At 55.5% G+C, this 25,136-nt stretch carries 19 protein-coding genes and 1 pseudogene; 11 read left to right on the top strand and 9 right to left on the bottom strand.

Translation table 11 applies throughout. The features are described from left to right. The first annotated feature begins 122 nt into the window (after positions 1 to 122). Positions 123 to 1,265: an RHE_PE00001 family protein gene (locus tag N7578_RS23235; protein ID WP_311112770.1), complete on the top strand. Its 1,143-nt coding sequence runs from the start codon at positions 123 to 125 to the stop codon at positions 1,263 to 1,265. A 256-nt stretch (positions 1,266 to 1,521) separates the two neighbouring features. Continuing rightward, positions 1,522 to 3,816: an ATP-binding protein gene (locus tag N7578_RS23230; RefSeq protein ID WP_311112685.1), complete on the top strand. Its 2,295-nt coding sequence runs from the start codon at positions 1,522 to 1,524 to the stop codon at positions 3,814 to 3,816. A gap of 67 nt (positions 3,817 to 3,883) precedes the next feature. Here the strand turns inward: N7578_RS23230 and N7578_RS23225 are convergent, their stop codons facing one another. The 3 genes from N7578_RS23225 to N7578_RS23215 all read right to left on the bottom strand — a co-directional run bounded on the left by N7578_RS23225 (position 3,884) and on the right by N7578_RS23215 (position 6,612). Next, entirely contained in the window at positions 3,884 to 5,053 is a 1,170-nt protein-coding gene (locus N7578_RS23225) for a hypothetical protein (protein WP_311112684.1), read from the bottom strand. Positions 5,054 to 5,116: 63 nt separating this feature from the next. Continuing rightward, the gene (locus N7578_RS23220; RefSeq protein ID WP_311112683.1) at positions 5,117 to 5,965 is read right to left on the bottom strand and encodes a hypothetical protein; all 849 of its coding nucleotides are present in this window, start codon (positions 5,963 to 5,965) and stop codon (positions 5,117 to 5,119) included. Between the two features lie 23 nt (positions 5,966 to 5,988). Beyond that, a complete protein-coding gene (locus N7578_RS23215) occupies positions 5,989 to 6,612 on the bottom strand; it encodes a hypothetical protein (RefSeq protein ID WP_311112682.1) in 624 nt (207 codons plus the stop codon). 373 nt (positions 6,613 to 6,985) lie between these two features. On the opposite strand from N7578_RS23215, the gene N7578_RS23210 reads away from it, so the two are divergent. The 3 genes from N7578_RS23210 to N7578_RS23200 are packed head-to-tail and all read left to right on the top strand — an operon-like array spanning position 6,986 to position 10,644. Next, positions 6,986 to 8,149 (top strand): ABC-three component system protein, encoded by a 1,164-nt coding sequence (locus N7578_RS23210; protein ID WP_311112681.1) that lies wholly within the window; start codon positions 6,986 to 6,988, stop codon positions 8,147 to 8,149. A gap of 6 nt (positions 8,150 to 8,155) precedes the next feature. Further along, positions 8,156 to 8,683: a three component ABC system middle component gene (locus N7578_RS23205; RefSeq protein ID WP_311112680.1), complete on the top strand. Its 528-nt coding sequence runs from the start codon at positions 8,156 to 8,158 to the stop codon at positions 8,681 to 8,683. Then, on the top strand, positions 8,683 to 10,644 hold the full coding sequence (locus N7578_RS23200) for a DUF3732 domain-containing protein (RefSeq protein ID WP_311112679.1): 1,962 nt from the start codon (positions 8,683 to 8,685) through the stop codon (positions 10,642 to 10,644). Before N7578_RS23205 ends, N7578_RS23200 begins: the two co-directional genes overlap by 1 nt. A gap of 415 nt (positions 10,645 to 11,059) precedes the next feature. On the opposite strand, the gene qatD is transcribed toward N7578_RS23200, so the two are convergent. From qatD to qatA, 4 genes are read right to left on the bottom strand one after another with little or no spacing between them, the layout of a single operon-like run. Then, entirely contained in the window at positions 11,060 to 11,809 is a 750-nt protein-coding gene (gene qatD, locus N7578_RS23195) for a Qat anti-phage system TatD family nuclease QatD (RefSeq protein WP_311112678.1), read from the bottom strand. Then, positions 11,802 to 13,193 carry a Qat anti-phage system QueC-like protein QatC gene (gene qatC, locus N7578_RS23190; protein ID WP_311112677.1) on the bottom strand — a complete coding sequence of 464 codons (1,392 nt, stop codon included), beginning with the start codon at positions 13,191 to 13,193 and terminating at the stop codon, positions 11,802 to 11,804. Before qatC ends, qatD begins: the two co-directional genes overlap by 8 nt. Continuing rightward, the gene (gene qatB, locus N7578_RS23185; RefSeq protein ID WP_311112676.1) at positions 13,190 to 14,059 is read right to left on the bottom strand and encodes a Qat anti-phage system associated protein QatB; all 870 of its coding nucleotides are present in this window, start codon (positions 14,057 to 14,059) and stop codon (positions 13,190 to 13,192) included. Before qatB ends, qatC begins: the two co-directional genes overlap by 4 nt. Next, positions 14,059 to 16,083, bottom strand: coding sequence for a Qat anti-phage system ATPase QatA (qatA, locus tag N7578_RS23180; protein ID WP_311112675.1), 2,025 nt, complete (start codon positions 16,081 to 16,083; stop codon positions 14,059 to 14,061). Before qatA ends, qatB begins: the two co-directional genes overlap by 1 nt. A gap of 478 nt (positions 16,084 to 16,561) precedes the next feature. On the opposite strand from qatA, the gene N7578_RS23175 reads away from it, so the two are divergent. Continuing rightward, complete coding sequence (locus N7578_RS23175) at positions 16,562 to 19,513, top strand: autotransporter outer membrane beta-barrel domain-containing protein (RefSeq protein ID WP_311112674.1); 2,952 nt, start codon at positions 16,562 to 16,564, stop codon at positions 19,511 to 19,513. Between the two features lie 200 nt (positions 19,514 to 19,713). Continuing rightward, positions 19,714 to 20,850, top strand: a complete 1,137-nt coding sequence (locus N7578_RS23170; RefSeq protein WP_311112673.1) for a GGDEF domain-containing protein — start codon at positions 19,714 to 19,716, stop codon at positions 20,848 to 20,850. A 341-nt stretch (positions 20,851 to 21,191) separates the two neighbouring features. Here N7578_RS23170 and N7578_RS23165 read toward each other — a convergent pair whose 3' ends face one another. Then, positions 21,192 to 21,977 carry an alpha/beta fold hydrolase gene (locus N7578_RS23165; RefSeq protein ID WP_113327734.1) on the bottom strand — a complete coding sequence of 262 codons (786 nt, stop codon included), beginning with the start codon at positions 21,975 to 21,977 and terminating at the stop codon, positions 21,192 to 21,194. A gap of 192 nt (positions 21,978 to 22,169) precedes the next feature. Here N7578_RS23165 and N7578_RS23160 point away from each other — a divergent pair, with 192 nt between their 5' ends. The 3 genes from N7578_RS23160 (at position 22,170) to N7578_RS23150 (ending at position 24,475) form a co-directional block, all read left to right on the top strand. Continuing rightward, positions 22,170 to 22,709 (top strand): sigma-70 family RNA polymerase sigma factor, encoded by a 540-nt coding sequence (locus tag N7578_RS23160; RefSeq protein WP_311112672.1) that lies wholly within the window; start codon positions 22,170 to 22,172, stop codon positions 22,707 to 22,709. Continuing rightward, a complete protein-coding gene (locus tag N7578_RS23155; RefSeq protein WP_311112671.1) occupies positions 22,702 to 23,349 on the top strand; it encodes a DUF1109 domain-containing protein in 648 nt (215 codons plus the stop codon). The genes N7578_RS23160 and N7578_RS23155 overlap by 8 nt, the downstream gene beginning before the upstream one ends. Before the next feature lie 190 nt (positions 23,350 to 23,539). Beyond that, positions 23,540 to 24,475 (top strand): alpha/beta hydrolase, encoded by a 936-nt coding sequence (locus N7578_RS23150; protein ID WP_311112670.1) that lies wholly within the window; start codon positions 23,540 to 23,542, stop codon positions 24,473 to 24,475. On the opposite strand, the pseudogene N7578_RS23145 reads toward N7578_RS23150, so the two are convergent. Continuing rightward, a pseudogene (locus N7578_RS23145) lies at positions 24,465 to 24,626 on the bottom strand (SDR family NAD(P)-dependent oxidoreductase); the annotation flags it as partial. The gene N7578_RS23150 and the pseudogene N7578_RS23145 sit on opposite strands and share 11 nt — an antisense overlap. Before the next feature lie 46 nt (positions 24,627 to 24,672). Here N7578_RS23145 and N7578_RS23140 point away from each other — a divergent pair. After that, complete coding sequence (locus N7578_RS23140; RefSeq protein WP_092937872.1) at positions 24,673 to 25,053, top strand: winged helix-turn-helix transcriptional regulator; 381 nt, start codon at positions 24,673 to 24,675, stop codon at positions 25,051 to 25,053. The last annotated feature ends 83 nt before the right edge of the window (positions 25,054 to 25,136 follow it).

Raw genomic sequence — 25,136 nt, 5'->3', positions numbered from 1 at the left:
GCGCCGTGAAATCAACAACCATCGATAAGGGATACTTATCGATGGTTTTAACACCAACTAGCAATCATGCCATGTGGCGAACTGCAATATTCAGATAGCGTTCCTTTAAAAGATCGTTTACTATAATATCAATGGCTTACGATCTCGCGAAAATCAGCATTTCGGCTCTGATGCGGCCGGCTTTCGACGCCGGCATCGCCCTGACCCGGCTCGACGAGCGTATTGCCCGCTCGCCCGTCGGCGCCGGCTTTCTCGAGCGGCAAAATTTCGCCGACGCCTGCGCTTCACTCTGGATCGACGGCGAACTCGTCCACCTCGAAGACCTCGTCCTCCATGACGCCTTGCGCGATACCCGCACCCCAACCCACGAACTCACCATCGCCCGTGACGTACTGCGCACTCGTCGGCGCATTGCTGGGCAGTCACCGGACTGGGCGCTGTCCGCCGATGGTATCCGAACCTTGCGACAAACGTCGGACACCGGTGCGGGCGGCGCCGAAGCTGTGGCGCCGGCCGGTGTCATCAGGCCGGCGGTCGCCATTGATCGGGAAGGGGAGGGGGATGACGATGGTGATGAAGCCAAAGATCTCCACGGCGTCGACTTTGCGGCCATCGATGCTGTGCTCGCCCGATCGGAGGCGGCGATCGAGCAGGCAAAGCGTCCCGGGCGTGCTGATACCCGAGAACGAGATCCTCTGGTCTATGATCTCGACTGGGACGAGGATGCCCGGCTCGACGAATGGCGCGGCGTGCTGCGGCAGGCCGAAGACCTGCCGGCAGTGCTGCAGGCGATCATCGCCCTCGATGCCTGGAACGAACTGTCCGTGCTGCAGCATGCGCCCTGGCTCGGCCGTCTGTTTGCCGCCTCGATCCTGCGTCAGGCAGGCATCACCACGCAAAACCATCTGGCCGCCATTAATCTAGGCCTCAAAACCATTCCCGTCGATCGGCGCCGCAGTCGCGATCGCGAGACGCGGTTGCTCGCCATCGCCCACGGATTTCTTACGGCCGCCGAGATCGGCATGAAAGAACATGACCGGCTTGTGTTGGCGCGCACACTGATGGAGCGGAAACTAGAGGGGCGCCGAACGTCTTCAAAACTGCCAGAGCTCGTCGAACTGGTGATGGCAAAGCCATTGGTGTCGGCAAAAATGGTGGCGAAGACGCTTGAGGTGACGCCGCAGGCGGCGCGGCGGATCGTTTTGGAACTCGGTTTGCGCGAGATGACGGGGAGGGGGAGGTTTCGGGCGTGGGGAATCATCTGAAATTTCCGTTGCATGCGCAGCGGTGTCCACGTCTAGCGCTTATGGAGCGTAACATGAACCGTTCTCGGGAAGTGCCTTCCCTGAACTACTGGTAGGGGCGCGTTAGTGGCCGCAAGTCTCCGGAGCATCTTGAGATTGGAATGAACAGCGAAAGAAATGGGGAGGACCCTTTCGCCTATTCGTCTGTGCCATGGAGTATGTAGACGGAGAATTCACAGCGTTGGTAACATGAGGGCTTAGTCCTCTTGGGAGTCGCATGCCTGTGTCCGACCGATATGATTTTGCTAACTTGTCACCGATCGAGTTCGAGGGATTATGCGCTGACCTCGTGGCGGCGGAAACCGGACTTCGTTTTGAGACGTTTTCCGAAGGTGCTGACGGCGGGGCCGATGGCCGTCACGGCAGAGCCGAAGGCGACATTATTCTCCAGGCAAAGCACTACAAGAACAGCACTTGGTCAGACCTCCAGAAGGCGGTAGGGATAGAGAGGAAAAATGTCGCAAACCTGAATCCGTCAGAATATTACCTCCTTACGTCACAACCCCTCACGCCGACTAGAAAGGCAAGGCTGGTGGCGCTTCTCGACCACCCATCAGTTGACACCTCGCGAGTTTGGGGGCGTACAGAGTTGAACGCGTTCCTCAGAAAGCACTCCGCGGTAGAGAAGCGGAATATCAAGCTTTGGCTATCCAGTACCGCGGTTCTTGAACGGCTGCTCAAGAGCGATATAGCGGTGTTTACAGAGGCGACGGCGGAAGAGATCGAGCGGATTCTCAAAGTCTTCGTTGTCAATCCAAGCCTCATCAGGTCGGCCGAAATTCTCAAGGCAACTCACTGCTTGATCATCTCTGGACCTCCCGGCGTCGGGAAGACAACCCTTGCTCAAGTTCTGGCAGCAGAATACAGCGACGAGGGCTGGGAGCTCATTTCGGTCGCCAGCATTGACAACGCTTTTCGCGCCTTTCGAAGAGAATCGCAGCAGGTCTTCGTTTTCGACGACTTCCTAGGGAAAATTCGGCTCGATCCCACATCACTGGCACGTGACGAGGGGCAGATTGCGCGGTTCATGTCCATGGTTCATCGGGATAAGTCGAAGAGGTTTATCCTCACGACCCGTGCATATATCTTCAATGCTGCGCGGGAACTATCCGAAGTTCTCGACGACAAGAAGGTCGAGCTTTCTGAGATGATACTAAATCTCGCAGCTTACACACGCGAACTTAAGGCGCGGATTTTATATAATCATCTTTATCACTCAGAGATCGATCCATCGTCAATCTATGCGCTTTTAGAGGGTGAAACGGTGCGCCAGATTGTGGATCATCGCAACTACATGCCCCGAATTATCCAATGGATGACGGACGAGCTTATGCAGCGGCATGTGCCGGCATCCGACTATCCAAGGGCGTTTCTCGACACTCTCGCCAACCCTGATAAAATTTGGGAAAAAGCATTCAGGAAACACATTAGCAGGAGGGCGCAAGTCCTCCTACATTGCATGTTCTTCTCTGAACAGGACAGATATTCGAACAGTGGCGTCCGTCTCGACACCTTATGTGGGTTCTTCAATCGCGCGATCGTAGAGTTTGGTATTGTCAGGAATGAAGAGCTACGAGACGTGCTTTTTGAGGAAACGTTGCGCGAGGTAAAGTCCTCTTTCGTCGTGATTGAGAACGCCAAGGCGAACTTCGTAAATCCTTCGGTTCAAGACTACCTTTCTCGCGAATCCTCAGATGCAACAGTCGCCTCCACGCTCGCCCGATCGGTGCCAACGGTCGATGGTGCTCTGTCAATATGGAGAAAGCTCGATCCGCGGACGCCGGACATTGTTCGGCGCCAAGTCGCTGCATCGCTGTTGGAAACGTTGTCCGGCTCGACTATCTCCGGCAAGCTCGCCCTTCACGAACTCGCTGAGTTCGTCGGTGTTCTTGTTCTTAAAACGGATCGTAGCGATATCTGCAGGCAGGTTCGTGAGCAGGGTCTCGATGGGCTTTTCTGGACTGTCATGGCTAAGCTCCCGGAGCTTGTAAGCCGTCTGGAGACTGGTGTTTACAGCCATCTACCCCATGCTAGAGCCTATGGCAGGTATCTTCGGCTGGAGTTGCATCGCTATGTATGCGCCGACCAAGAATACCCGATGGAGATTGAGGAGGTATCCGAGCTCGCCTCGAGCCTGATAGCGTCATCGGTTGAAATGTCGGATGAATTCTATCGTAATTTTCGCGACGTAGCGGAAGTTGCGGGGGATGCTTTAGAATTGAGTTCCATTGGCAGGGAAGAAGACATCGAGCAAGTAGTCGGAGAGTGGCTTGATCATTTTGATATGATCGAGCGTCTGACCCCGACATCAGCTTTCTACTGGAAGCGGAGAGAATTCGAGGAGAGACTCGCTTCGATCCAGCAAATGGAGGAGTACCGGCAGCAGATTGAGGACAGAAGAGGGCCTGGGTTCCGCTCGCATTCGTCCAGTCAATTGCGGCTGACCTACCCGAGCGGATTTTCTAATGACGATCTCCGCGCGATGTTTTCCTCCTTAAAGAGAGATAGCTGATAGCTAATGGGGTATTTAGCTTAGCGTTGGGCCCCCTACTTCGTGATAATGCCTCTACACCGGCGGACTAACCTCCAAGAAAGCCGTATTGATGGAGAAGAAGTCGAACGATTTGTGGGGTTATAGTATGGACTTGTCGAGAAACGAGTGCCTGGTCAGGGTGTGCTTGGATATGTTCGGCGCTTTGCACGTCATAGTAATTGAGCGCGATTTCTGCTGGCCATGGAAATCTAGTGTCAAACGGCACTTCTGCGTACGGATTGAAGTAGACTTGTAGCCCATCCAGATGGGTTTCGCGATGAAACGACGAGTGCTGGATGCGCATGTCCGCCCCGCCAATCTGATCTTCGCTTTCGCGCCGGTCCGTAACCAAGTAGTTCATCGGGCCGAGCTGAAAGCGGTGCTTTCCAATCTGCCAGATTTTCGAATTAGGCTCTACATCGTGCTTGTTGATCAGGCGATACCGCGTAGATCGGACAAGCTTTTCGATTCTGCTTTCGACGACGGCTTTCCCGAAAGTTCCGACAGTCGAGAAAAAGACGGCGCTAATCTCTTTGCAAGAATCATTCGTGAAGATTCCCATTTCGACAGGTGCTCCTGAAGGCTTCAGGAGTGCGCTGATCTTGCTCTGTTTTCCAAGGTCTGGTCCTTCGAGTATCGGTGGCGCCAAGCCAAAAAGGACCATGTTAATGAGCTCGTTGTTTTGGAAGAGCGAGAGTTCGCTATCGAAGGGGGCGATGGCGATCACAAACGGCCGCCCTCGCACGTGGCTCATGGAGGAATACGGGTGCTGCTTTTCTTCGCTTCCGCGGTAAAGATCTAACTTGTCCCTGATTTTCCCAGCAAGCTTCAACGCACCTCGGGTTTTGAAGTCTTGCTCGTTGAAGGGCTTCACTGAGGGGGCTGGGGCCGTCGCAGGCATATCGGAAATAACGGCTTCGATGTTGAATTCGTAATTTCCTGGCCCTCTTACGAAGAAGTCCGGTGCAGATTTCGAAAAATCGACGCTGCATCCCAAATCGATCAGCGCCCTGTTGAGATAGAGTTCCCACATTGCCGAGTTGAAAGTCGTTTGGAACTCATTGATGAATTTGTCACTTTCGCCCTTCCGATTGAGCAAGCCGGTTGCCCAGGCCTGAATAACAGGCTGGACTTTCATGTAGCCAGCATCGGCGGAGATTGCTCGAAAGTGCGCATGGAGCCTTTCACTTCGGAAACGCGGGTCAAACAAATCCATTATTCAGATGCCATTCGTGTCTAAGAGGCGCGTTTTTCGCGGGTGGTGCCTAATTGAAGCTGATTAATATGCTCCGCGGTCCAGCCGACGAAGAAACAGCCTTGCGGTCACCAAATTTATCTGAAGTCTGAACGTCGCATCCTCTTCTTCGGACAACCCAGGGTGCCCACCGTGCGGATGCATTCGGCTCAGGAGTGCTTGGAGAAACGGAGACTTTTTGCCGTCTGGTGTCCACTCATTGTAGTCTGCCAAGAGAAACGGTGGCTTGACGCCTCCGCCTAGAAAATCTCGCATCTGCCGGCTGTCAAACGTCGGATCGCAACCCGATTGGACGGCAATCTCATTGAAATAGCTCTCAAGGAAGTTACGAAGCTCGCCATTGGCGCCTGACCACTCGCCTCTTTGGAAGGCAGACATTGCCCGAGCCAAATGGCCCTCAGCGGTGCCGAGGTTGTGCTTTTTTAGAAGTTGGACAACTTCGTTCTCTGCCTCCCGCATATTCAGCTCGGGTGCATCGGCTGGTAACATCCTTACGAGGGTCGCTGGTGCCTTCGAGGTTCGTCTACCCCACACGTCTTCGTCATCGTTAGGTTCGACGATTTCAAAACCGTCGAACCTGAGACCTGCCTTCAGCTTTTGCCAAGGCGGCGTGTCCTTTTTCGTCGACCAGTTCACAAGCGCTTGTTCGATAATTGCACGCTCCAAGCTCACTTGGCCGGCTTCCGTATAGACCGGCGGTCCGTCTTCGATTGCGGCCTTGGAAAGGCTGACTACCCTTGCAGGTTTGCTCGCTCCTCCGCCTCGGTCCTCGATCCCCCACTGCATTTCGAGAACGTCGATGTCGCTGTGGGAATAACTATCCGAAATGACCTCCGCAGCGGCAACCACTGTCATCCGATTGAATTCGCCCATTGGTGTTTTACCCCCAGTCAAAATTATGAAGCAAGATCATCGAACTTGCGGACAAACGCGGCTTGAAGATCGGTGTCGTTGAGTAGATCACGACCGTAGTCATTGATGTAGTCTATGATCTGGGCTTGGAGCGTATTTCGAAAAACTATCTTCCGAGTACAATCGACGCCCATCCGACCTGATGAGTGAATGATCCAGCCCCCCTTCGTCCGTGCCTCATGCAATAGTGCACAACGGACCTGCCGATAAAACTCGATGGCATCCTCATGCTTAAACAAAGCATTAAAGGGCGCTGTTGTGGACAGAAAGGTTGCGAATAGGTCGCCGCTCAAGTTGTACTCATAAGGAGGGATAGGGTTCTTGTGACGGTAGATCAGGCCGCCTCGACAAGCAGCAAGAAATTCCAGTAAGGCGCACTGGATGGATACAATGCTAAACCCTTCCCCCTCCCAGCTTCCTTTGTCCTTAAGGACACGGATCGGCTTCAGATATCGGCTCTCCAGCCGCCTGAAGAAGAATTCGTCAAACGCCTTGTCCCAAGGGCTCGTGACATCCCCGACAACTAACGTTCCTGAAATCAGCCGCCAGTCGGCCGCACTTCTGTTAGGCGCCAACAGGATTTCTCGCTGTGCTTGCACTCCAATCATTCTTGACTGTCTCCAATGGGGCCAGAGCAGGAGCAGTCCGAAATCGTACGCTAAGTGAATTTCCGCATATTTTCCACGACTTACGATCTCTGCCGAAAATGAACTTTACGACGAACCCAAGCTTAAGATAAGTTTCTTTTAATAAAAACAACCAAAAAATTAGATGTTTAGATGCCGTGAAATTTCGCCAGAGATCGTGCCTCCAGCGATTCCGGCGCCATTCTCCAACTCGATAGTCGCATGGACACTTCGCAATGCGACTGGCAAGCAGGCGGAAGAACAGTGGACGACATCGAAAGGTATTTGTAGCCGAACTGATTATACATTAATTTCAACCGAAAATGGCGTATGTTTACATCGGACGTTTTTCTGAATGCCTACTGTGACGCTTCCCAAACCAGCAAAGAGCTCGGCCGCGGGGCAATACCTCGGGTTCTCAATCCAGCAAGTTCGCTTGTGCCACTATCTTCTGGCAGAGGACGATGATCACCAGGTAAGCCTTGAACTAATCGATGACACGGGCGTTCACCGCCCCGATGGAACTGTGTTGTTCGAACAGGCCAAAAGTTCAATCTCCGGAAATCCTGCCGCGAACAAAGCCGAAGATCTTTGGAAAACGTTGGCGAACTGGGCGGAGACCTGTAAAGATCTGAAGATAGATCCCGCGACTTCGCGCTTCCATTACTATGTCTCCAAAGGCAAGCCAGGCTCGGTGGTAATTGACATGGCTAACGCTGCAGATGCAGCTGAGAGCCAGAAGGTGTTCGCTACGATTGCGGCATTTCATACCACCTTGGAGGAGGATGTCGGATGCGAACCTCAGGTCAAGAGATTCCTGAGTGCGGGCAATCATGCTTGCTGCGCGATTATCGAACGGTTTTCGTTCGAAAGCCAGGATGACCCGGTCGATGCCATCCGGAGCCATCTGAGAGTATTTCCGAAAGACGCCATTGACGATTTGTGCGCAGCGGCAATAGGGCAGGCTCGCGACAAAGTCGATGATCTGATTCGCAATAAACAGTCGCCAGCAATCAATGCGTCGGACTTTCGGAAAAGGTTCTGGGCGTTCGTTCATAGGCATAGTTTCGCAAACGTTCTCAACTCGGCGATTGACGCCCCCGATCCGCAAGAAATCGAAGCGGCGATAATCGGGGCACCACTGTTCGTTCGGCAGTTGAATGCCATTGAGGCGAGGCAAGCGTTGATCGCGATGGCGGTGAGCGACTACATGAGAACTACTGCCGACAAAGTTAAGTGGGCGAACGACGCGATCGTTTACGAAGACAGTTTCGCAGAGCTAGACACTGAGCTTGTTCGTCGACACAGTTTTGTTTCCGATGAAATCGACGATCTGGAACCGAACCTGCTTGCGCCCGATCGGGGACGCAGGATTTATCGCGAGTGCTCCAAGACAAGCATGCCGTTAGAAGGCCGGACGCTGCCGCCTTACTTTATTGCCGGATCATTCAACTGCTTGGCGCAAAGTCTGCGACTGGGATGGCATTCCGATTATTTAACTATGTTCGCTCCCGAGTAAGTCAGTATGGTTTCCGATATTCGCCATCAGTCGGGCGCTGAACCCGTCCGAATTCCGCAGTTTGATCCAATTGCTCTCGTGCAGAACCCCGCTTTCGGGGCTCATTTGCTTTGGAGTTTCGGCCGCGGTTACCACGAAGAGAAAATCGGGCAATATCCGATTATGCAGAGTTATTTCCTCGTTCTTCCGCTGGTTTTGCATGCCCAATCTTTAGCTGAGATCAAGTCGACCCAAACCGCGTCCGGCCTGAGCAAGTTCGTTGCAAAGCTCGCGCAGCAACGCGAACGGCTTATAGCCGTCCATGACAGGACGCTCCGTATGCGAGAATTGACGTTCCAATCTCTAGGTATCGGGATCTCATCAAAAATCCTTCACGTCGACTACGATACCGCGCAGATCAGGGCAAATTCACTTTCGCTGCCCCGGCCGCCAGAGCGACTGAAGTTTCACATTTCCAGTGCCGAAAAGCTCGGCCGGTGGACGGCTCGCCTGTCGCCAGGTCACATGTTTCAAATATTGCAGGTGAATGTCTGATGCATTTCCAGATTCTCAAACTCGTCCTTTGGCCCAAAAACGGCGCAGAACCTCGCGTCGTCGAGTTCGAGCCGGGCATGGTGAATGTGATAAGCGGTTCCTCGAAAACGGGTAAGTCAGCTGTCATTCCTATCATCGACTACTGCCTTGCTTCTAGCAAATGCAGCATCCCTGTCGGAACGATCCGTACCGCATGCTCATGGTTCGGCGTCGTGATCCAAACGCTTGAAGGAGAAAAGCTGCTCGCTCGACGTGAGCCAGGCGAGGCTCGCCAGACAGGAGACATGTATCTTGCCGAAGGTGATAGTGTCGACATTCCGATAGCCGCCCCCCAGCGCAATACGACTGCGGACAATGTGAAGCGAAAACTCGACGCGCTTTCTGGGCTTTCTCAGCTTGGGATGGACCCAAGTTCCGAGTCTGGATTTCAAGCACGAGTTGGTTTCCGTGACTTGCTCGCGTTCACTTTTCAACCGCAGTACATTGTCGCAAATCCGATGGTACTCTTTTTTTCAGCGGATACGAATGAGCATAGGGAAAAACTCAAGGCTGTTTTCCCCTATGTCATGGGGGCCCTCACGCCAGAGATGCTCTTGGCAAAGTGGGAGATTGATCGGCTGTTGCGCGAGGTGCGGAGAAAGCAATCCGCCCTGGACGCTGTCAGAAAGGCGGTCAATGTCTGGCAAGTCGAGACGCAGGCGTGGGTGCGACGCGCAATCGAACTTGGTCTACTGCCCGCATCAACCCCAATACCGGACCAATGGCCTGACGTAGTGGATTTGTTGCGAAGAGCTTCCGAGACCGATACGCGCCAGTCTTTCACTACGCTTGAATCCATCGATGGTACCTTGGATCGCCTTCTAGAACTACGGCAAGCGGAGAGCGATTCTGCGGCTCTACTGAGCGAGAAACGTCAAGCTTACAACGAGTTGCAACGTTTGCTCGACAGCAGTGAATCTTATGGAGATGCGATTCTTATTCAGCGTGATCGGCTAAACATTTCCGGCTGGATGCGAGAGCGTGCAGAACAATCGACCGATCCGATAGTCGCTGTGGGTTCAGTTGGTCGGAGCCGACTAGACGCACTCGCGCAAGCTTTGGCCGGCATTGAGATTGAGATGAGGTCGCACCCGAGCGTATCACATACGTTTGAGAAAGAACGTATTCGCCTGAGAGCGGATGTCGAGATCGCCATATCGGATTTGACGGCCATTCGTCAGGAAATCACCTTACTCGAGGAGAGGTCCAAGGAAGTCAAAGGAGCCTTGTTTCTTCAAGATCAGATCGAGCGGTTCGTCGGTGGTTTGCAACAAGCCCTGTCCTCAATGGATCGGTCGCAGGAGGGTTCTGAACTGGCCGACGAGGTCGGTCGCTTACACGAGGAAATTGCGTTGCTTCGGAAGATCTATTCCGAGCGCGAAGTTGAACGCAAACTTCAAAATGCACTGCAAATCGTGCAGACAATTGTCTCGACTATTCTGCCCACGCTTGACGCAGAGTGGCCAGAAGCTCCTGTACAATTGCTGCCCGAAGATCTGACAATCAAGGTCGTTCATACCGATCGCTCAGATTACCTTTGGGAGATAGGTAGTGGGGCGAACTGGCTCGCGTACCATGTCGCCGTAACTCTCGGCCTACACCGCTTCTTTCTAGCCTCCCCTCACGCAGTACCCGGCTTGATCATTTATGATCAGCCAAGCCAAGTTTACTTCCCGCGAGGGTTTGTTGATGGTGAGGACAGCGTGACGGGACGCGGCAGAGACAAAGATATCGCTGCAGTTAGATCCGTATTTGAAGCAATCGGTAATGAAGTTGTGCGCGCAAAGGGGCGGCTCCAAGCTATTGTGCTTGACCATGCATCTACAGATGTCTGGGGCGGGTTGAAGGGCGTGACCCTTACGGAAGAATGGCGCGACGGCGTCAAATTAGTGCCGATCGATTGGTTGGATGGAACCAGATAATTTATGACAGCCGCTTGCGCCGCGAAATGACGGGACGAACCAAGGCATTGGAGATGTTCGGTCAGTAGGTCGGCGCTTTTCTATCGATCGGTCGATATTCAACGCAACCCAAACAATCGGTGCCCAAATCGTAGGCTGGCCGCGAACTCCGTGGGTGCCTTGCACTTCAGTCGGTAAGGCAGCCATATCGGAATGGCTTCGAGCCGATCGCGTCATAGATATTGATCCCCGGCTCGTTCCCCTCGACCACGATCCAACCGAAACGGCCACATCCGTTTCGACGGCGATTCTTGCCAGATCTTTCAGCAATTGCTTGCCGTCACCTCATGCTCGGCTTTTCGTAAATTGAACCTTGCCTGGTTTACCGGAGCCGACAAGTTGAGGTTACCTGTGCGACCTCCTCCATGCTCGAAGCCTACTTTTTCTTCGTCAACATCGCGAGCAGATTTCCGACGATCCGTTCCTGCATGTCACTGACCGAAGTGTCGTATGTTCTTGCCAGTGCCTCCACGCAGGTCAATGCGTCCCACGGTCGCGCAGCGCCGCCTTTGCCCTCTGTGAAGGGACCATCTGTCTCGGTCAGCATCCGCTCAATTGGGATGACTCTAAACAACGCGTTTGCCTTAGAGCTCCGAAGCATCCGAGCGTTGATGGAGAAGTAGCACCCCATCTCGACTGCTCGCCGGGCTTCGGCGAGTGTGCCCGTGAACCAGTGCATGACCATGGTGTTGTCTTCCAGGTCGAGGTGTTCCTCCGCCATATCCAAAACAGTCGAGGTTGCCCTGACGGCATGAATGGAAAGAACCTTCCCGCCCTGCTTGGAGCACCCTTTCAGGATGCGCTCGAACACGCGCGTCTGCTCGGGCAGCGACTTGTAGTATTGAGGTCCAGCGTCCAATCCGACCTCGCCGACATAGCTACTCTGGTCGAGGAGCCCCTCCCACATCGCAATGTCCGACCCATGGCTATGGACGAGTTGGGGATGGAGGCCTAGGGCCGCCCTCACATGCTTCGTCTTCGAGGCGAGCTCGTGGTTCCTCGGCCAAGCACGGGGTGTCGTCGTCACGGCAAGAGTATAGATCTCCTTCGAATCGCACTCTCTGACGAGGGCCTCGAAGTCAGGGTAGAGATCGAGGTGGCAATGGAAATCAACCAGCTTAGCCATTTCCGGCCTTCGATGAGTATGTCGTCACGCCCTCGGCTTTCATGAATTCCGCGACCTCCGTCATTCCCCTGAGATACAGGTCTGCGTAGTCATCGATCTTGTCCGTGTCCTCGAACAACGGCCCGGTCTTGTAGATGTAGGCCTTGGCCCGCGACGGGTTCTCGGCCAGCATTCCGGTCGCGAACTCGAAACCGCGGAACTGTTCACCGGTCTTCTTGGTGCTGTCGAATTCCATCGTGGGAAGGTCATCCGTCCTGTACGGTGTCGGATCGGGGCCCAGCACCTCCTCGGCTCGTTTAAACGCCGCGCGGCGGATGATGCAAGGGAGGCAATGGCCGCAATGGGGTTTTCCTCCACCATGGTAACGGTCGTGCGCGGGGTGTGCGCAGGATAGGGAGATGCTGGCGACCTCCTTAAGAAAGGCTCCATCCTGGCACTCCACGATCATCTCGCCCTTGGTCTTGTTCCAATATGGATTCTGAACCGTGCCGGGGACATTGAGTTTTCGCAGCAGTTCGTTCCAGCGCCGGAAATAGTAGGGGTGCGTGGTCCTGGTGCTGTTGCTGCCGAGCCGGGTTGGGTCGAGGGGGACGTTGAGAGATATCAGCCCGTTCTCCGGCACGATGATCGGGAACGGTGCGCGCAAAGCTGACCCCGCGAATGCGGCCAGGCCTATGAAAAGAAACGATCGGCCGCGGGTCGAGTTCTCGCTCTCGATATCATGGAAACCGCTTTCGATCCGCGGGTTGCCAAACGCGAGACGCTTGACATCTTGCTTGTCAAAACGCTGCTTGACGTGGTCGAAAAGATCGCCCTGTGGCTTGCTGATGGAACCATCCGCGCGGTGGCTGACGAACAGGACGTTCTCGCGCCCGGTCTTCAAGCGATCGATAGCTCCGATGAGGCTGTCGAGACCGCCGGAAAACAGTGAAATGCCCTTGAAGCCGGGCTGAAGGAGAGTCGCCTGGTCCGGCAGTCCTGTGGCCACCTTCTCCGGCCATCGCCGGAAATCGACGGACCACAAGTCGCCCGTCAGAAACCTCAACATCGCCTCGAGCGTATGCTTCGTGCCTTGCCACAAGGCGACGTCATGAACGGGAAGATAAAGCCCGATCTCTCTTGTCCACCCGTCCTGGCTCGTCTGAATCCGATTGATCCGAGTGTCGGCCAGATACACCAGCGCCGACAGGAAAAGGATTTCGAGACCCACCGTGGACGGGACGGCGTCTAGGCCTTTCATCTGGCTGATAGCTTCGTCGATGGATAGTCCGAGCTTGAGGTCGGGACGGAGGATGTCGAAATCCAGAACCAGCTCGTCACCGCGCGGTGCGGGGGAGAAGCTATCGAGGGTGCCGAGCTTCGGGGAAAGGATATAACGGGTCACTGTTCGTCATCCTTCTCATCATAGTTGCCGAAGGACGCGTGTGCCTCCTCGTAGATCATGTCGATTTGGGATCGGACCTGATCCTGGCGGAGAACACCGCCGATCTCTGCCATGGCATCCTTCACGCGCCCTGACACCCAGTCCTGGAACAGTCGCTGCAGTTCGCGGGCCGACAGGCCAGTTTCCGGAAGGGTGATCATGTCGTTGCCGATGGCGTTCTCGATGCGCTTCGTCACGGTGTTCGCGATAAAACGCTCCAGGATGAAGTTGATGGTCTCCGCGTCGGGGCGTTCGAGCCGACCCTTCATGCCATCCGGAATCTCGCAGATGGCATCGATGTACGCGTTGCGCGCATAAGCTTCGTCCAGATCGCCGCCAGGCTCGCAGATATAGTCGACGAGCGCAAAGAAGATCTCCTCGGTGGTCCGGTTGGCGAGGCTCTCGAGGTTCAGCCGCCGCAGTTCCTGCCGGATGTCCGATCCTTCGGCGCCGGCGCCGAGCAGGAACGAGGCCAGCTTGGAGGCGGCGCGCCGGTCTGGCGCAGCTCGGGCGGTCGCAACACGGGAGCCTCCGGACGCCGTCTTCACATAGGATCGGGCGGCCTTGGCGAAACCACGCGATCTGTCATCACTGGTGGATGCCTTGGCCGCTGCGTTGAGAAGGCGGCGACCGCCCCGGTATCTGTTCTTGTTCGGCGATGGTGCCGCTGGCTGCGCGGACGGCGTGGCGGAGGGGCCGGAGCCGGGGGAAGCAGGGGACTGTTTTCCAGCACCACCCGCTGCCGTCCCGCCTTCTCCACCGCCCAGCCACGATGGAAGCAGCGGATTGTTACCTTTGCCGCCTCCGAATGGGGTGGAAGTACCCATTATTTACCCGCCTTGAGCTTGTGGGCTTGGCTCGCGAATCCTTTGAGGGCTGGGTTCGGTGACTTGCTCCACTTATCAAGCACGGCGACGAGCCGCGCCTGACCCGCGGCCGATTTCACGGCGGCATCATGTCCGCTCACAATCCATCCGGAGATCTTGGAAGGCTGCAGTTCCTCGAGAAGATCCAGATATCGGGACTCGAAATGCTGAAGAGCCTCGACGAACGTCACGATGCCTTCGAACAGCGGTGGCTTGGTCATCAGGTCGGGAGCGGAGAGTAGTCTCAGCCGTGCTTCATCGTAAACCTTGCCGCTCTCGGTCGGGCTGAGGGCCCTCAAGTCCTTACTGATCGACTTCGCGGAGAACGAACCCTCGTTCAGCTTTACGACGATCTCGAGGAGATGCGGGTCGAGCAGGGCTGCAGAGGTGGTGTGGTTCTTCACGTCGTTGATGACGAAGAGGTAGGGCTTGAGAGAGACGTCGGCCAGAGCGGGTAGCGTGTCGGCCCATCGGCGGATCTTCGCGTCGGCGGTCCACTGGAGGACGTCTCCCGTCGCCATTGGAGCCAAGGCAGCTTTTGCCTCCTGCTCATCTGCCGCCGGTTCGTCCCTGGCGCCGAGGACTGCTTGCTCGAGTTCTCCGAGGCTGGGGCTTCTTCCGTCCAGCGACGAGGCGACTTCACGCGCGATCAGATTGAACATCGTTTCCGGCAGGAAATATTCCGCGAGCATGATCTTTGCGAGGACGGCCTGATCGATCGCGTCCCCGAACCCTCGGGCTTCCGATACCTGCAGCCGAAGACTCAGCGCGTTCACGAAACGCTTCACGTGCCTGGGGTTGCCGCTCGTGCCCGTGGCGAGGACCGGAGCGATCTGGTGGACAGTAATGACCGCACTCTTGATCTGCTCGTCGTAACGGTCTTCAAGCGCCTTCCGCACGTCGGCCTCGGAGATCGATTTCTGCTCCCAAGGTTTCGACATGTAGTCAGTCGCCGCCTTCAACAAGTTCTCGAATCCTTTCGACGTCTCCCCGATGATCGAACCGACGACGAGCAACGTCAGGTAGGTACGCGTCTCCGCGTGACCCATGGACGGAATTCTGAATGGGACCTGGATCAGCTTCTCGAGGTAGGCACGGGGGTATTCGGCGGCGACTTCACCCTCGGGAAGATTGGGGAAATGCTTCGTGACCGCGTACTTGATCATGTTTTCGTCAGCACCGATGACGAAAGCCGTGTTCGGCAGCATGACGAAGAGGCGGATGGCTTCTAGTGTTTCGATGGCAGTTTCGGGCAGGCAACGATCCAGGTCATCGACCAGGACTACCAGCTTCTTGATACCAGCCGCCGCTATCAAATCCTTGAACGCGGCACGGAAGGCGCGGATTTCATTGGGGACGGAGGGTGACTCCCCTTTCTCCTTCCAGTATCCCTTCGCCTCCTCAACGACTGCCTCCGCATTCTCTTTTGTGAGCATTTCGGCCGGCGCGCCGAACTTGGATCCGACGAAGCCGACGATGTCGGAAATCTGGTCAGGGGAGGGCATGCCGGTTAGCATGTTGAATGCGAGGCCGCCCGTGCGCTTCGCTACCTTCAGCCATTCTATCCGCTTGAGGATGTTTCTGACCTGATCAACCGCTTTCGTAGCAAGCGAACGGTTCTCGATCAGGTCGTGCACGATCCCTTCGATGAGGGCTATTTTGGCATCCTCGAAACCCTGGAACTGCCATCCGTTGTAACGGATCACCAGCGTATCCTTCCCCTGGTCGGGGAAACGGGCGGCGATCATTTCCAGCACTGAGGACTTTCCCGCGCCCCAGTAGCCATGGACACCGATTGTGATCGGGCGGTCATCACTGCGGGTGATGAGGTTTATAACTGTCTTTGCGATCGCCTCGTTGCGGAGCAGGTCAACTTTCGTTTCATGATCCGGAATGTATCCCAGATGTCTTTCATGCTCTGCTTTGGTCATGCAACCTTCGTCCACCACTTCTTTAGTGCCGATCGTATAGGTTGATGATGTCATTAGTTTTTTCGTGGGATCAAGATCCGAAAGCATTATGCCAGCGATTATTCCGTTCTTTATTAGACTATAACGAACAAGCGGCTGATTTTATTGAACAAGACAGTCACCAGGCAGGCTGTAAATTGCGGGTGGCCGATCCAGATCTGTTCAAGACCTTAGAGGATATCAATTCCGGTGTATAGGACGAGTCAAAAGCGAACTCGTCAGCCCCTGCGCGCCGCTAATACCTAGGGCGGACCCTTTGTATCACTCGCGGAGTGTCTTGATCATGGACTGCGTGTCAGGAATGGACGGGCGGTGAGGGAGGCTGCTGCCAACTGCGTGTCCTCAAGATTTTTGCTGCTTTGACGGGAATATTAGGTAGATATTAATCATCTTTTTTCATGCTTTGATAATCATCACACCCTCTCTTCTCGGGGTCGCCATGCCAAAGCGTCAAGCCCTTCGCCAACTTCTGCCGTCCTATCAACGCCTGCTTTTGTCCACCGCACCGCTCGTTCTGGCCTTCGCGGCGGTACCGGTTTCGGTGACGGCGGCTGACTGGACGGGCGGTGCGGGCAATAACGATTGGCTTGATGCCGGCAACTGGAGTTCCAACGCCGTTCCGGATTTTTCGGCCGATGTTGTTATCGCGCCGGGCACCGTGAACCTTTCAGGCGCCGGTACCGCTAACTCTGTCTCCGTGGAAGCTACCAGCACATTAACAGTGACAGGTGGGGCTTCAACTCTGACCACTACCGAAACACGGGTAGTCGACGGCACGCTCAATGTCACCGGCGGGGCCAGTGTCACCAATTCCAGCGGCGTGGTGGATGGCGTCGCCCTTGTCTCGGGCACAGATGGTTCTGGCAACGCGTCAACCTGGACGAGCAATGATTATTTCGGGGTAGGCGACAGCGGCGATGGGGACTTGCAACTGCTTTTCGGCGGCAAACTCATCGTTAATGCCGATACCTATATCGGTGGCACCAACGAGGGTAAGGTCTTGGTGTCCGGCGACGGCTCATCCTGGGAAAATGCAGGCCGCATCACCGTCAGCAACGGCATCCTGAGAATTGAAGATCGCGGACAAGTGTCCAGCGGACTTGCCACTATCGGAGACACCGACACAAGTTCCGCTACTGTTTCCGGCACCTCCTCTAGCTGGAGCATTTCCGACCAGCTCACTGTCGGCAGTTACGCCAGTGGCACATTGAGAATTGAGAATGGTGCGACGGTATCCAGCCAGCAGGGATATGTTGGCGCCGGTGCTGTGGGTGTCGGAAGCGTAACCGTTACTGGTGCCGGATCCAGCTGGTCCATCGGCGATTATAATCTCAATTTGGGCAACTACGGCCTGGGCGACATGACGATTGAAGATGGCGCAAGCGTTTATGTGCGCGATGGTGTCTGGCTTGGCATTTCCTCAGCGAGCGCAGTCGGCACCTTGGATATAAACGGCACGGTTGGCGCGCGCGGCGTGCTGGAGACCAATTTTGTTCGCGGCGGCATGGGCACAGCCAATGTCACCTTGGATGGCGGCATCATCAGGGCCATCGAAAACAAGACTGAGTTTTTTGTCGATTTTGCCGGTCGGCAGGTGCTGCTTGGCAGCAATGACGCTTTCTTTGACACCAACGGTTACAACATCGGCGTTGCTCCCGAACTCACCGGTATCGGTGGCTTGACCAAACAGGGCGCGGGCACCCTGACGCTGACAGGCGCAAACACCTATAGCGGCAACACCACAATTGAGGACGGCACGCTGCGGCTGGGCAACAATGGCACGACGGGCAGCATTGTTGGTGATGTCGCCAATAATGGTATCTTGGCCTTTAACCGCTCTGATGTCGTGACATTCGGTGGCACGATAAGTGGGTCCGGCGGCGTGCGGCAGGTGGGTTCCGGCCAGACAATTCTCACTGCCAACAATTCAGCATTGCTTGGCGTATCAGGCGTTTATGATGGCATATTGTCGGTCAACAACACGCTCGGCGGCACCATGGAGGTGCATGGCGGCCGTCTTCAGGGTATCGGGCAGGTGGGCACCACAACCAACTTTGCCGGCGGTACCATTGCACCGGGCAACTCCATCGGCACATTGACGGTTGCGGGGGACTATATCGGAAACGGCGGCACGTTGGAAATTGAAACCGTGCTGGGCGACGATACGTCTTCTACCGACCATTTGATTATCACGGGGAACACATCTGGCACCACCAATGTGCGTGTCATCAATGTTGGTGGCACCGGTGATCAGACAGTAGAAGGCATTAAGATCATCGACGTCGGCGGCACCTCCGCCGGCACATTTTCGTTGCTCGGCAGTTATGTCTTTGAGGGTGATCAGGCTGTCGTCGCCGGTGCTTATGCCTACCGGCTGTATCAGGGCGGTGTCAGCACCCCAGCAGACGGTGACTGGTATCTGCGCTCGGCCCTGTTGTCGTCAGGCACGCCGCTTTATCAAGCCGGTGCACCGGTTTACGAGGCCTATTCCTCCGTGCTGCAGCGCTTCAATTCGCTGGATACGCTGCAACAGCGTGTCGGAAGCCGTGTCTGGAGCGTCAGTGGCGACAATAGCGCCAATACCGGGCAGGGTCCTGCTGGTGGTGATTACGGCATCTGGGGCCGCATTGTCGGCCAGCATGATCGCCTGTCACCGCATTCCTCCACTACAGGTGCAGACTACACCGTTGATACCTGGCAGCTACAGGCCGGGACCGACTTTGAACTCATGTCATCAACGGGTGGAAATCTGGTTGGCGGCTTGTCCGTGCGTTACGGCACCATCGATGGTGACATCACCTCGGCATACGGCAACGGCACCATCAGCAGCAATGGTTACGGCCTTGGCAGCACGTTGACCTGGTATGGCAATGGCGGCTTTTATGTCGATGGTCAGCTTAACCTCACCTGGTTTGACAATGACCTCAACTCCACCACTGCAGCCACCCGGCTTGCTTCGGGCATTAATGGTTTTGGTTATGCGCTGGGTGTCGAGGCAGGCCAGCAGATTCCGATCGGTCCCGGCTGGAGCCTCACCCCGCAGGCGCAGCTCAGCTTTTCCGGCTTGTCCTACCGACACTTTACCGATGTCTTTGGTGCAAAAGTGTCCCTTGGGCGTGACAATGATTTGAAACTGCGCTTAGGCCTGTCATCGGATTATGAATACAGCTGGACGGCCGAGGCCGGTGCGCTCAACCGTCTTCAGGTATATGGCATTGCCAACCTTTTTTACGACCTGTCGCCTGATGCGAGAACGGATGTCGCTGGCGTGTCATTCCGTAACTCGCAGGAACGTCTCTGGGGAGGCCTTGGCCTAGGTGGCACCTATACCTGGGACAATGAAAGATACGCCGTACACGGGCAGGCGGGCATCAACACCAGTCTTGCTGATCTATCCGGCAATACCAGCTTCAATGGCACGATTGGGTTCACGGTGAAGTTTTAGAGAACGATCGGAGCCATGTGAGATCACCTAGACCACCTTCTATAGTCAGGGAGGAGAAGGCGCGAACGGGTTGGTAGCCGAGATCAACCAAGCCTTGCCCGTGGTGCGCCAGGTTTACCCGATATTTACAAGAGCCGTGTTATCGCAACCTTGAAGGGTGCGATATAGGTGCGTAGGGCGTGCACCATGGGCGGTCAGATATGAGTTATCAAGACGTCATAGGCCTGTTGAATACGGGCATGTCTGCACTGTTTTGCATATCGATGTTCGTGCTCTGGCACCACCACAGGCATCTTACCTATATTGCTATCTTCGCTCTTTCATATTCGGTAAGAGCACTGTGTTTCGTCATATTCTATTTTGCCTTTTCGCTTGGGGATCCGCTACTACGGTTGCTGGCCAACGTATTCTTGATGTCCTCAATGGTATTACTGTCCATTGGACTGTCCATCCGGCGCGCACAACGACCACGATATCTCGCTGTCTTGAGTATCGCCGCACTCGCATTGAGCGCTCTCTATTATCATCAGTTTGTAGAGCAAAGCCTGCTTATGCGAGTTATTTTCCTGAACGGTGGGCTCGCGGCGGTTGGTCTTGTGATGCTGTTTGATGTAGCAAAGGCTCCGGATCGCACTCCGGTCGAGCAGGTACTTTTCGGGTTGATTGTAATTTCGTGTGGAGGCTTTCTTCTCCGCCCTCTTTTCTTGCTTGCTTCGGGTAATGTAGAGGGAGGGTTTGAAGGAGCTTATTGGCTCGTTGTCTCTATATCGGACGCACTTATTTGTGCAATGACAGCGGTAGGTATATTCGCGGTGATTGCGAGTGACGTGTTGGACAGCATCAAGTCGGATGCGCAAATCGATGCGTTGTCAGGCTTATTCAATCGCCGTGGCTTCGAGCCGCGTGCACTCAATGCGGTAGCACGGCAGTCCGCGGATGCCCGGGTTTCTGTGATCGTGAGCGACCTCGATCACTTTAAGTCAATCAATGACCGGTTCGGACACAGCGGTGGAGACCGCGTCATTCGAGCTTTCTCCGAAATTCTCAAGGGTAACGCTCCCAACGATGCCATCGTCGGCCGCTTGGGCGGTGAAGAGTTCGCGATCTTGCTCGCGCCGGGCCAGACCGCTGCTGCTCCGGCTTTAGCTGAGGTCGTCCGGCTCGCCTTCAAAGAAATATCGCCCGGCATCCTTTCAAACGAATTAACTCCAACGGCAAGCTTTGGGGTCGCGGTAGCGCACAAAGGTGAGGACTTAGTTGCCTTGATGGATCGTGCCGATCGCGCACTTTACCAAGCAAAAAGCGATGGGCGCGATTGCATTAGACAGGCGGAGTAAAGGGGCCTTTACTAAAGGCGTCGAAAGCATTCTATGAGCGGAAATCGTCCGATCTGCGCTAAGTCAGCAAGTAGCTGAACTAATGTGTCAGCGGTTCGTATCCGTTCAAGATCTAGATTGCTTGAGAGATAAATCTGAACAACCTGGCACACATATATTCATTGCCTAACAGCTCGGAGAAAGAACGACACCCCCAGTCTTGGCTGTCGTCCTCTCTCGACTGCGCTGCTTGCCTCGTTGCCTAGAAACCGTCCGCTTTGCAAAGAGGTCACTGGACGACTAGCGCAGGTTTAGGGGAGGTCACGCAGCGGTGTCTGACTGTCTGAATTTCGCGGATCGGGTTAGGCTTTCTGGCCTGCAGCTTCCAGGATAAGCTCCGCGACCTCGTCCGGGTGCGAGATCAGCGAGAGATGGCTGGCTTTCAATTCGATTGCCTTTGCGTCCATGCGTTTGGCGAGAAAGCGCTGCAGGTCCGGGTTGATCGTGCGGTCCTCGCTCGACACCGCGTAATAGCTGGGCTTGTGGCGCCAAGCGGCTTCGATAACTTTGCCTGAGAGTAGCGCCTTCTGGAACGGATACTGCGTTGCATACAGCACCTTCGCGCGGGCCGTTGGAATGTCGCCGGCGAAGTCCTCGAGGAATGCCTTCTCGCTAAGTCTCCCTTCCTCACCGTCGAAAACGATCCCGGCAGAAGCGGGGGGAGTAGGGAAGGTTTTTGCCAAAGCGCCAAAATCCTCGTTTGCGTCGGGTGCACGGGCGGCGACGTACACGAGAGCCGACACATTAGGATGCATGCCGGCCTGAGTTACAATCATTCCCCCAAATGAGTGCCCTACCAATACTGTTGGCCCATCCTGCCGCGCCAGTACTCGCTCCGCAGCAGCAACCGATTCCGAGAGAGTAGTCAGAGGGTTCTGCACGGATGTGATGTTCAAGCCCTCGGGCTGCAGCCTCGATATCACTTCGCTCCAGCAGGAACCATCTGCGAATAGCCCATGGACGAAGACAACGTTACGGGCCTTTTCTGGGTGGCCGGCCGCCGATGCGGCCATGCCTTTGGTTGAAAGCATTGATGCTGCCGCGCCGGCAAGCATAGCAGTGGAAAATGTGCGCCTGTTCATGATCATTCCGGACTTCCTTTCATCGTAAAGCACATGCTTCGGAGGAGTCTTTCGTTGGGAATTCCCCAATCTTACATCGTCACGACTATGTGATCGGCGCGTAAATTCGAATAAATTCGCGATAGGTCGTAACAATGGGTTTCGTCCAACCGAAAGCATGGGTGCATGGACACACGGGAAGACAGATGGGCGAAAGCGATGCGCGCGGAACGCACTGGAGATAGCGCTGCCTACGAGGCGTTTCTCAGGGCTTTCGCCGCTTCGGTGCGGCGGATCGTCGAGGCGCATTTGCGATATATGGGTTTCAGTCTTTACGAGGCAGAGGATGTCGTCCAGGAAGTGCTCATAGCAGTGCATTCCCGTCGCCACCAATGGGATACGAAGCGGTCTCTGCTTCCGTGGCTGAACGCAATTACGCGCTACAAGATCATTGATGCCAGCCGGCGCTTGGGCCGTGACGCACGCACGCGCGTTGATTTGACCGAGGAGCAGTGGGCCGGCTTGTTCTCATTTGAGGTGTTCGATCCTGAACGCAATCCGGCAGATGTTGAAAAACTAATCTCCGCCTTGCCCCCTGGCGAACAGGCAGCTGTCCGAGCCATCGGGCTTGAGGGTGCCTCTACCAAAGAGGCCGCTGCGCGAATCGGTTCCACCGAGGGAGCGGTGCGCGTCGCTTTCCATCGCTCGTTGAAGAAACTGATGGCGGCAACACAGAGAAGAGGCCCCGGGCATGAATGACAATCGACAACCAACGGACGATCTTATTCGAGGGCTTGCAGCGCAAGCTGGTAAAGGCGCGTCACTTTCGCTCCGTCTCTCGATCGTCCTACCTGTCGCGCTGGTCTTTTCGATCCTGGCAGCGACTGGTGTCGTTGTGATGATCGCCGGACCTCGCTCCGACCTCATGCAGATACTCCCGACATGGACGTTCCTGTTCAAGGTCATCGGCATGGTTCTTGTAGCTGCCGGCGGGTTTCATCTTGTTTGGACAGTGGTCCAGCCGAGCCAGGTGCCTCGCACGGTTATCTTTCTTGCTCCGGCACTGGCCTTCCTGCTTACCGGAGCTCTGTTCGATCGGAGCGGCTTTCCCTTGCTTGGGGTTCACACCTACTCGGTGCTAAATTGTGCGGGTACTATCATCATGGCTTCCATCCCGGCGCTCGCCGCTATTCTTTCTGCGATGCGGGCCGGAACGCCCACGCGGCTCAGCCAGGCAGGCGCTATTGCAGGTTTCCTTGCAGGTTCCGTTGGTGGTCTCGCCTATACCATCGCCTGCCTCAACAATGGCGCTGCCTTTGTGGCGGTATGGTATTCGATCGCCATTGCATGTGTAGCGGCACTGGGAGCGTCAATCGGGCCCAAACTGTTGAGGTGGTAGCAAAATCAGTTTGGTAATAGGCTATTCTCCCTTCAAAGCAATGGGATACAGTCAGTCATCTGGCTGCGGACCCAAGTGCCAATCTGAAGCGATCTCATGTCTCGGGCAGAACATCTAAAATCGACAGGCCAGACCGGCGCCCGGGTTCGAGAAAAAATCATCGTCGCTTCGTTCCATTACAGAGCAAGAAATGAGCAATTCCTCACGCAGTGCAGCCGTCCCTTCACGGATGATTCAGGCCCCACAGTCCATCAGCGTCGAAGCACAAGCGGCACTGTCGCGCCTGGTCGACAAGGACGGCAGCCCTATGAATGCGCGGTTCGAAATGCCGTCCCCAGAGGATTTTTCAGGCTGGATGATGATGAAAGCCGCAGTAGATGCGCATTACGCCGCCGCGGCCAAAGATCTTGCCGGGAGTTTGCAGTCCACAGTCAAGACAATTGTAGTCGAACAAGCAACGATCCATGTCGCGACGCCGCACGGAGCATTTCATGAGCGTGGCGCACTCATCGACCTGCATGGCGGCGCATTGGTGTTCGGAGGCGGTGAGGCCTGTCGCGTCAGTGCGCGACGCCAAGCTCACCAGCACGCCGTGCGATGCTACGGCGTCGATTACCGGATGCCGCCTGAGCATCCCTATCCGGCCGCTCTTGATGACTGCTTAGCCACGTACCGTCATGTCTTGAGAGGTCACTCCCCCGACAAGGTAATCATCCTGGGGAGATCGGCAGGCGGCAATCTCGCGACTGCCATGCTGCTGCGGGCAAGAGATGAAGGCATGCCAATGCCTGGCAGATTAGTCTTGCTCTCGCCACAGGTTGACCTCACCGAATCCGGTGACAGCTTCCAGACCAACCAGATGATTGATCTCGTTCTGCCCCGCCCGCTACGATCAAACAACCTGCTCTACGCCGGTGGTGCCGATCTCTCCAATCCCTATCTATCGCCGCTCTTCGGCGATTTGGCGGGCTTTCCGCCGACATTCCTGCAGACCGGCACGCGTGACCTGTTCCTGTCAAACACGGTGAGGATGCATCGAGCCTTGCGAAAAGCTGGCGTGGAAACCGAATTGCACGTCTTCGAAGCTATGCCCCATGGTGGCTTCATGGGTGGGACGCCGATATGATGTCATGCGCGACGTCCTCTGTTTTCATTCTGTCGCGACCGTGGACAAGAACGGTTGCCCCTTCCTTCGCGAGGCCTCTGGCCACACCCTCGCCAATCCCCTTGCTGCTTCCCGTGACCAGCGCAACCTTGTTTTGGAGTTGTAAGTCCATGATATTTGATCCGTCTTACCGTCTCCAGCAGATATGAGGTTCGTCGATGAAGCAGGCAATTACGCACTTTATAGTGCCTGTCGAGGACAGGGCGACGTGCCTCGGAGCCGACGGTTCTGTCTCTCATGTCAGCAGGGTGCTTCGGATGATCACAGGACGTTGGAAACTGCCGATCCTTTTCCGATTGTTCGCCGAACCATCATTGCGGGCATCGCAGTTCATGAGAGACATACCTGGGATATCCCAGAAGATGCTAACGCAACATCTCAGGGAGCTGGAAATTGACGGCCTCATAATCCGGCACGACTTTCAAGAGCAGCCTCCTCGTGTCGAATACTCGCTGAGTTCGGCAGGCCGCGGGCTTATGCCGATTTTGATGGCCGTCAGGGAATTCTCTCGGGATTATCCCGTCGATCGGCGTCGCTAACTAAGTTGGGCACCGACGCTTGGCGCATCATCCCGAAAATATCGCTTGTATTGTGGACCGAATGGTTCCATATATTTGCCATG

This window comes from Agrobacterium tumefaciens, from assembly GCF_031801495.1.
GTDB classification, from domain to species: Bacteria; Pseudomonadota; Alphaproteobacteria; order Rhizobiales; family Rhizobiaceae; genus Agrobacterium; species Agrobacterium tumefaciens_K.
The sequence above is the reverse complement of the archived record's forward strand: the minus strand, read 5'-3'. Positions and strand labels throughout refer to the sequence as shown.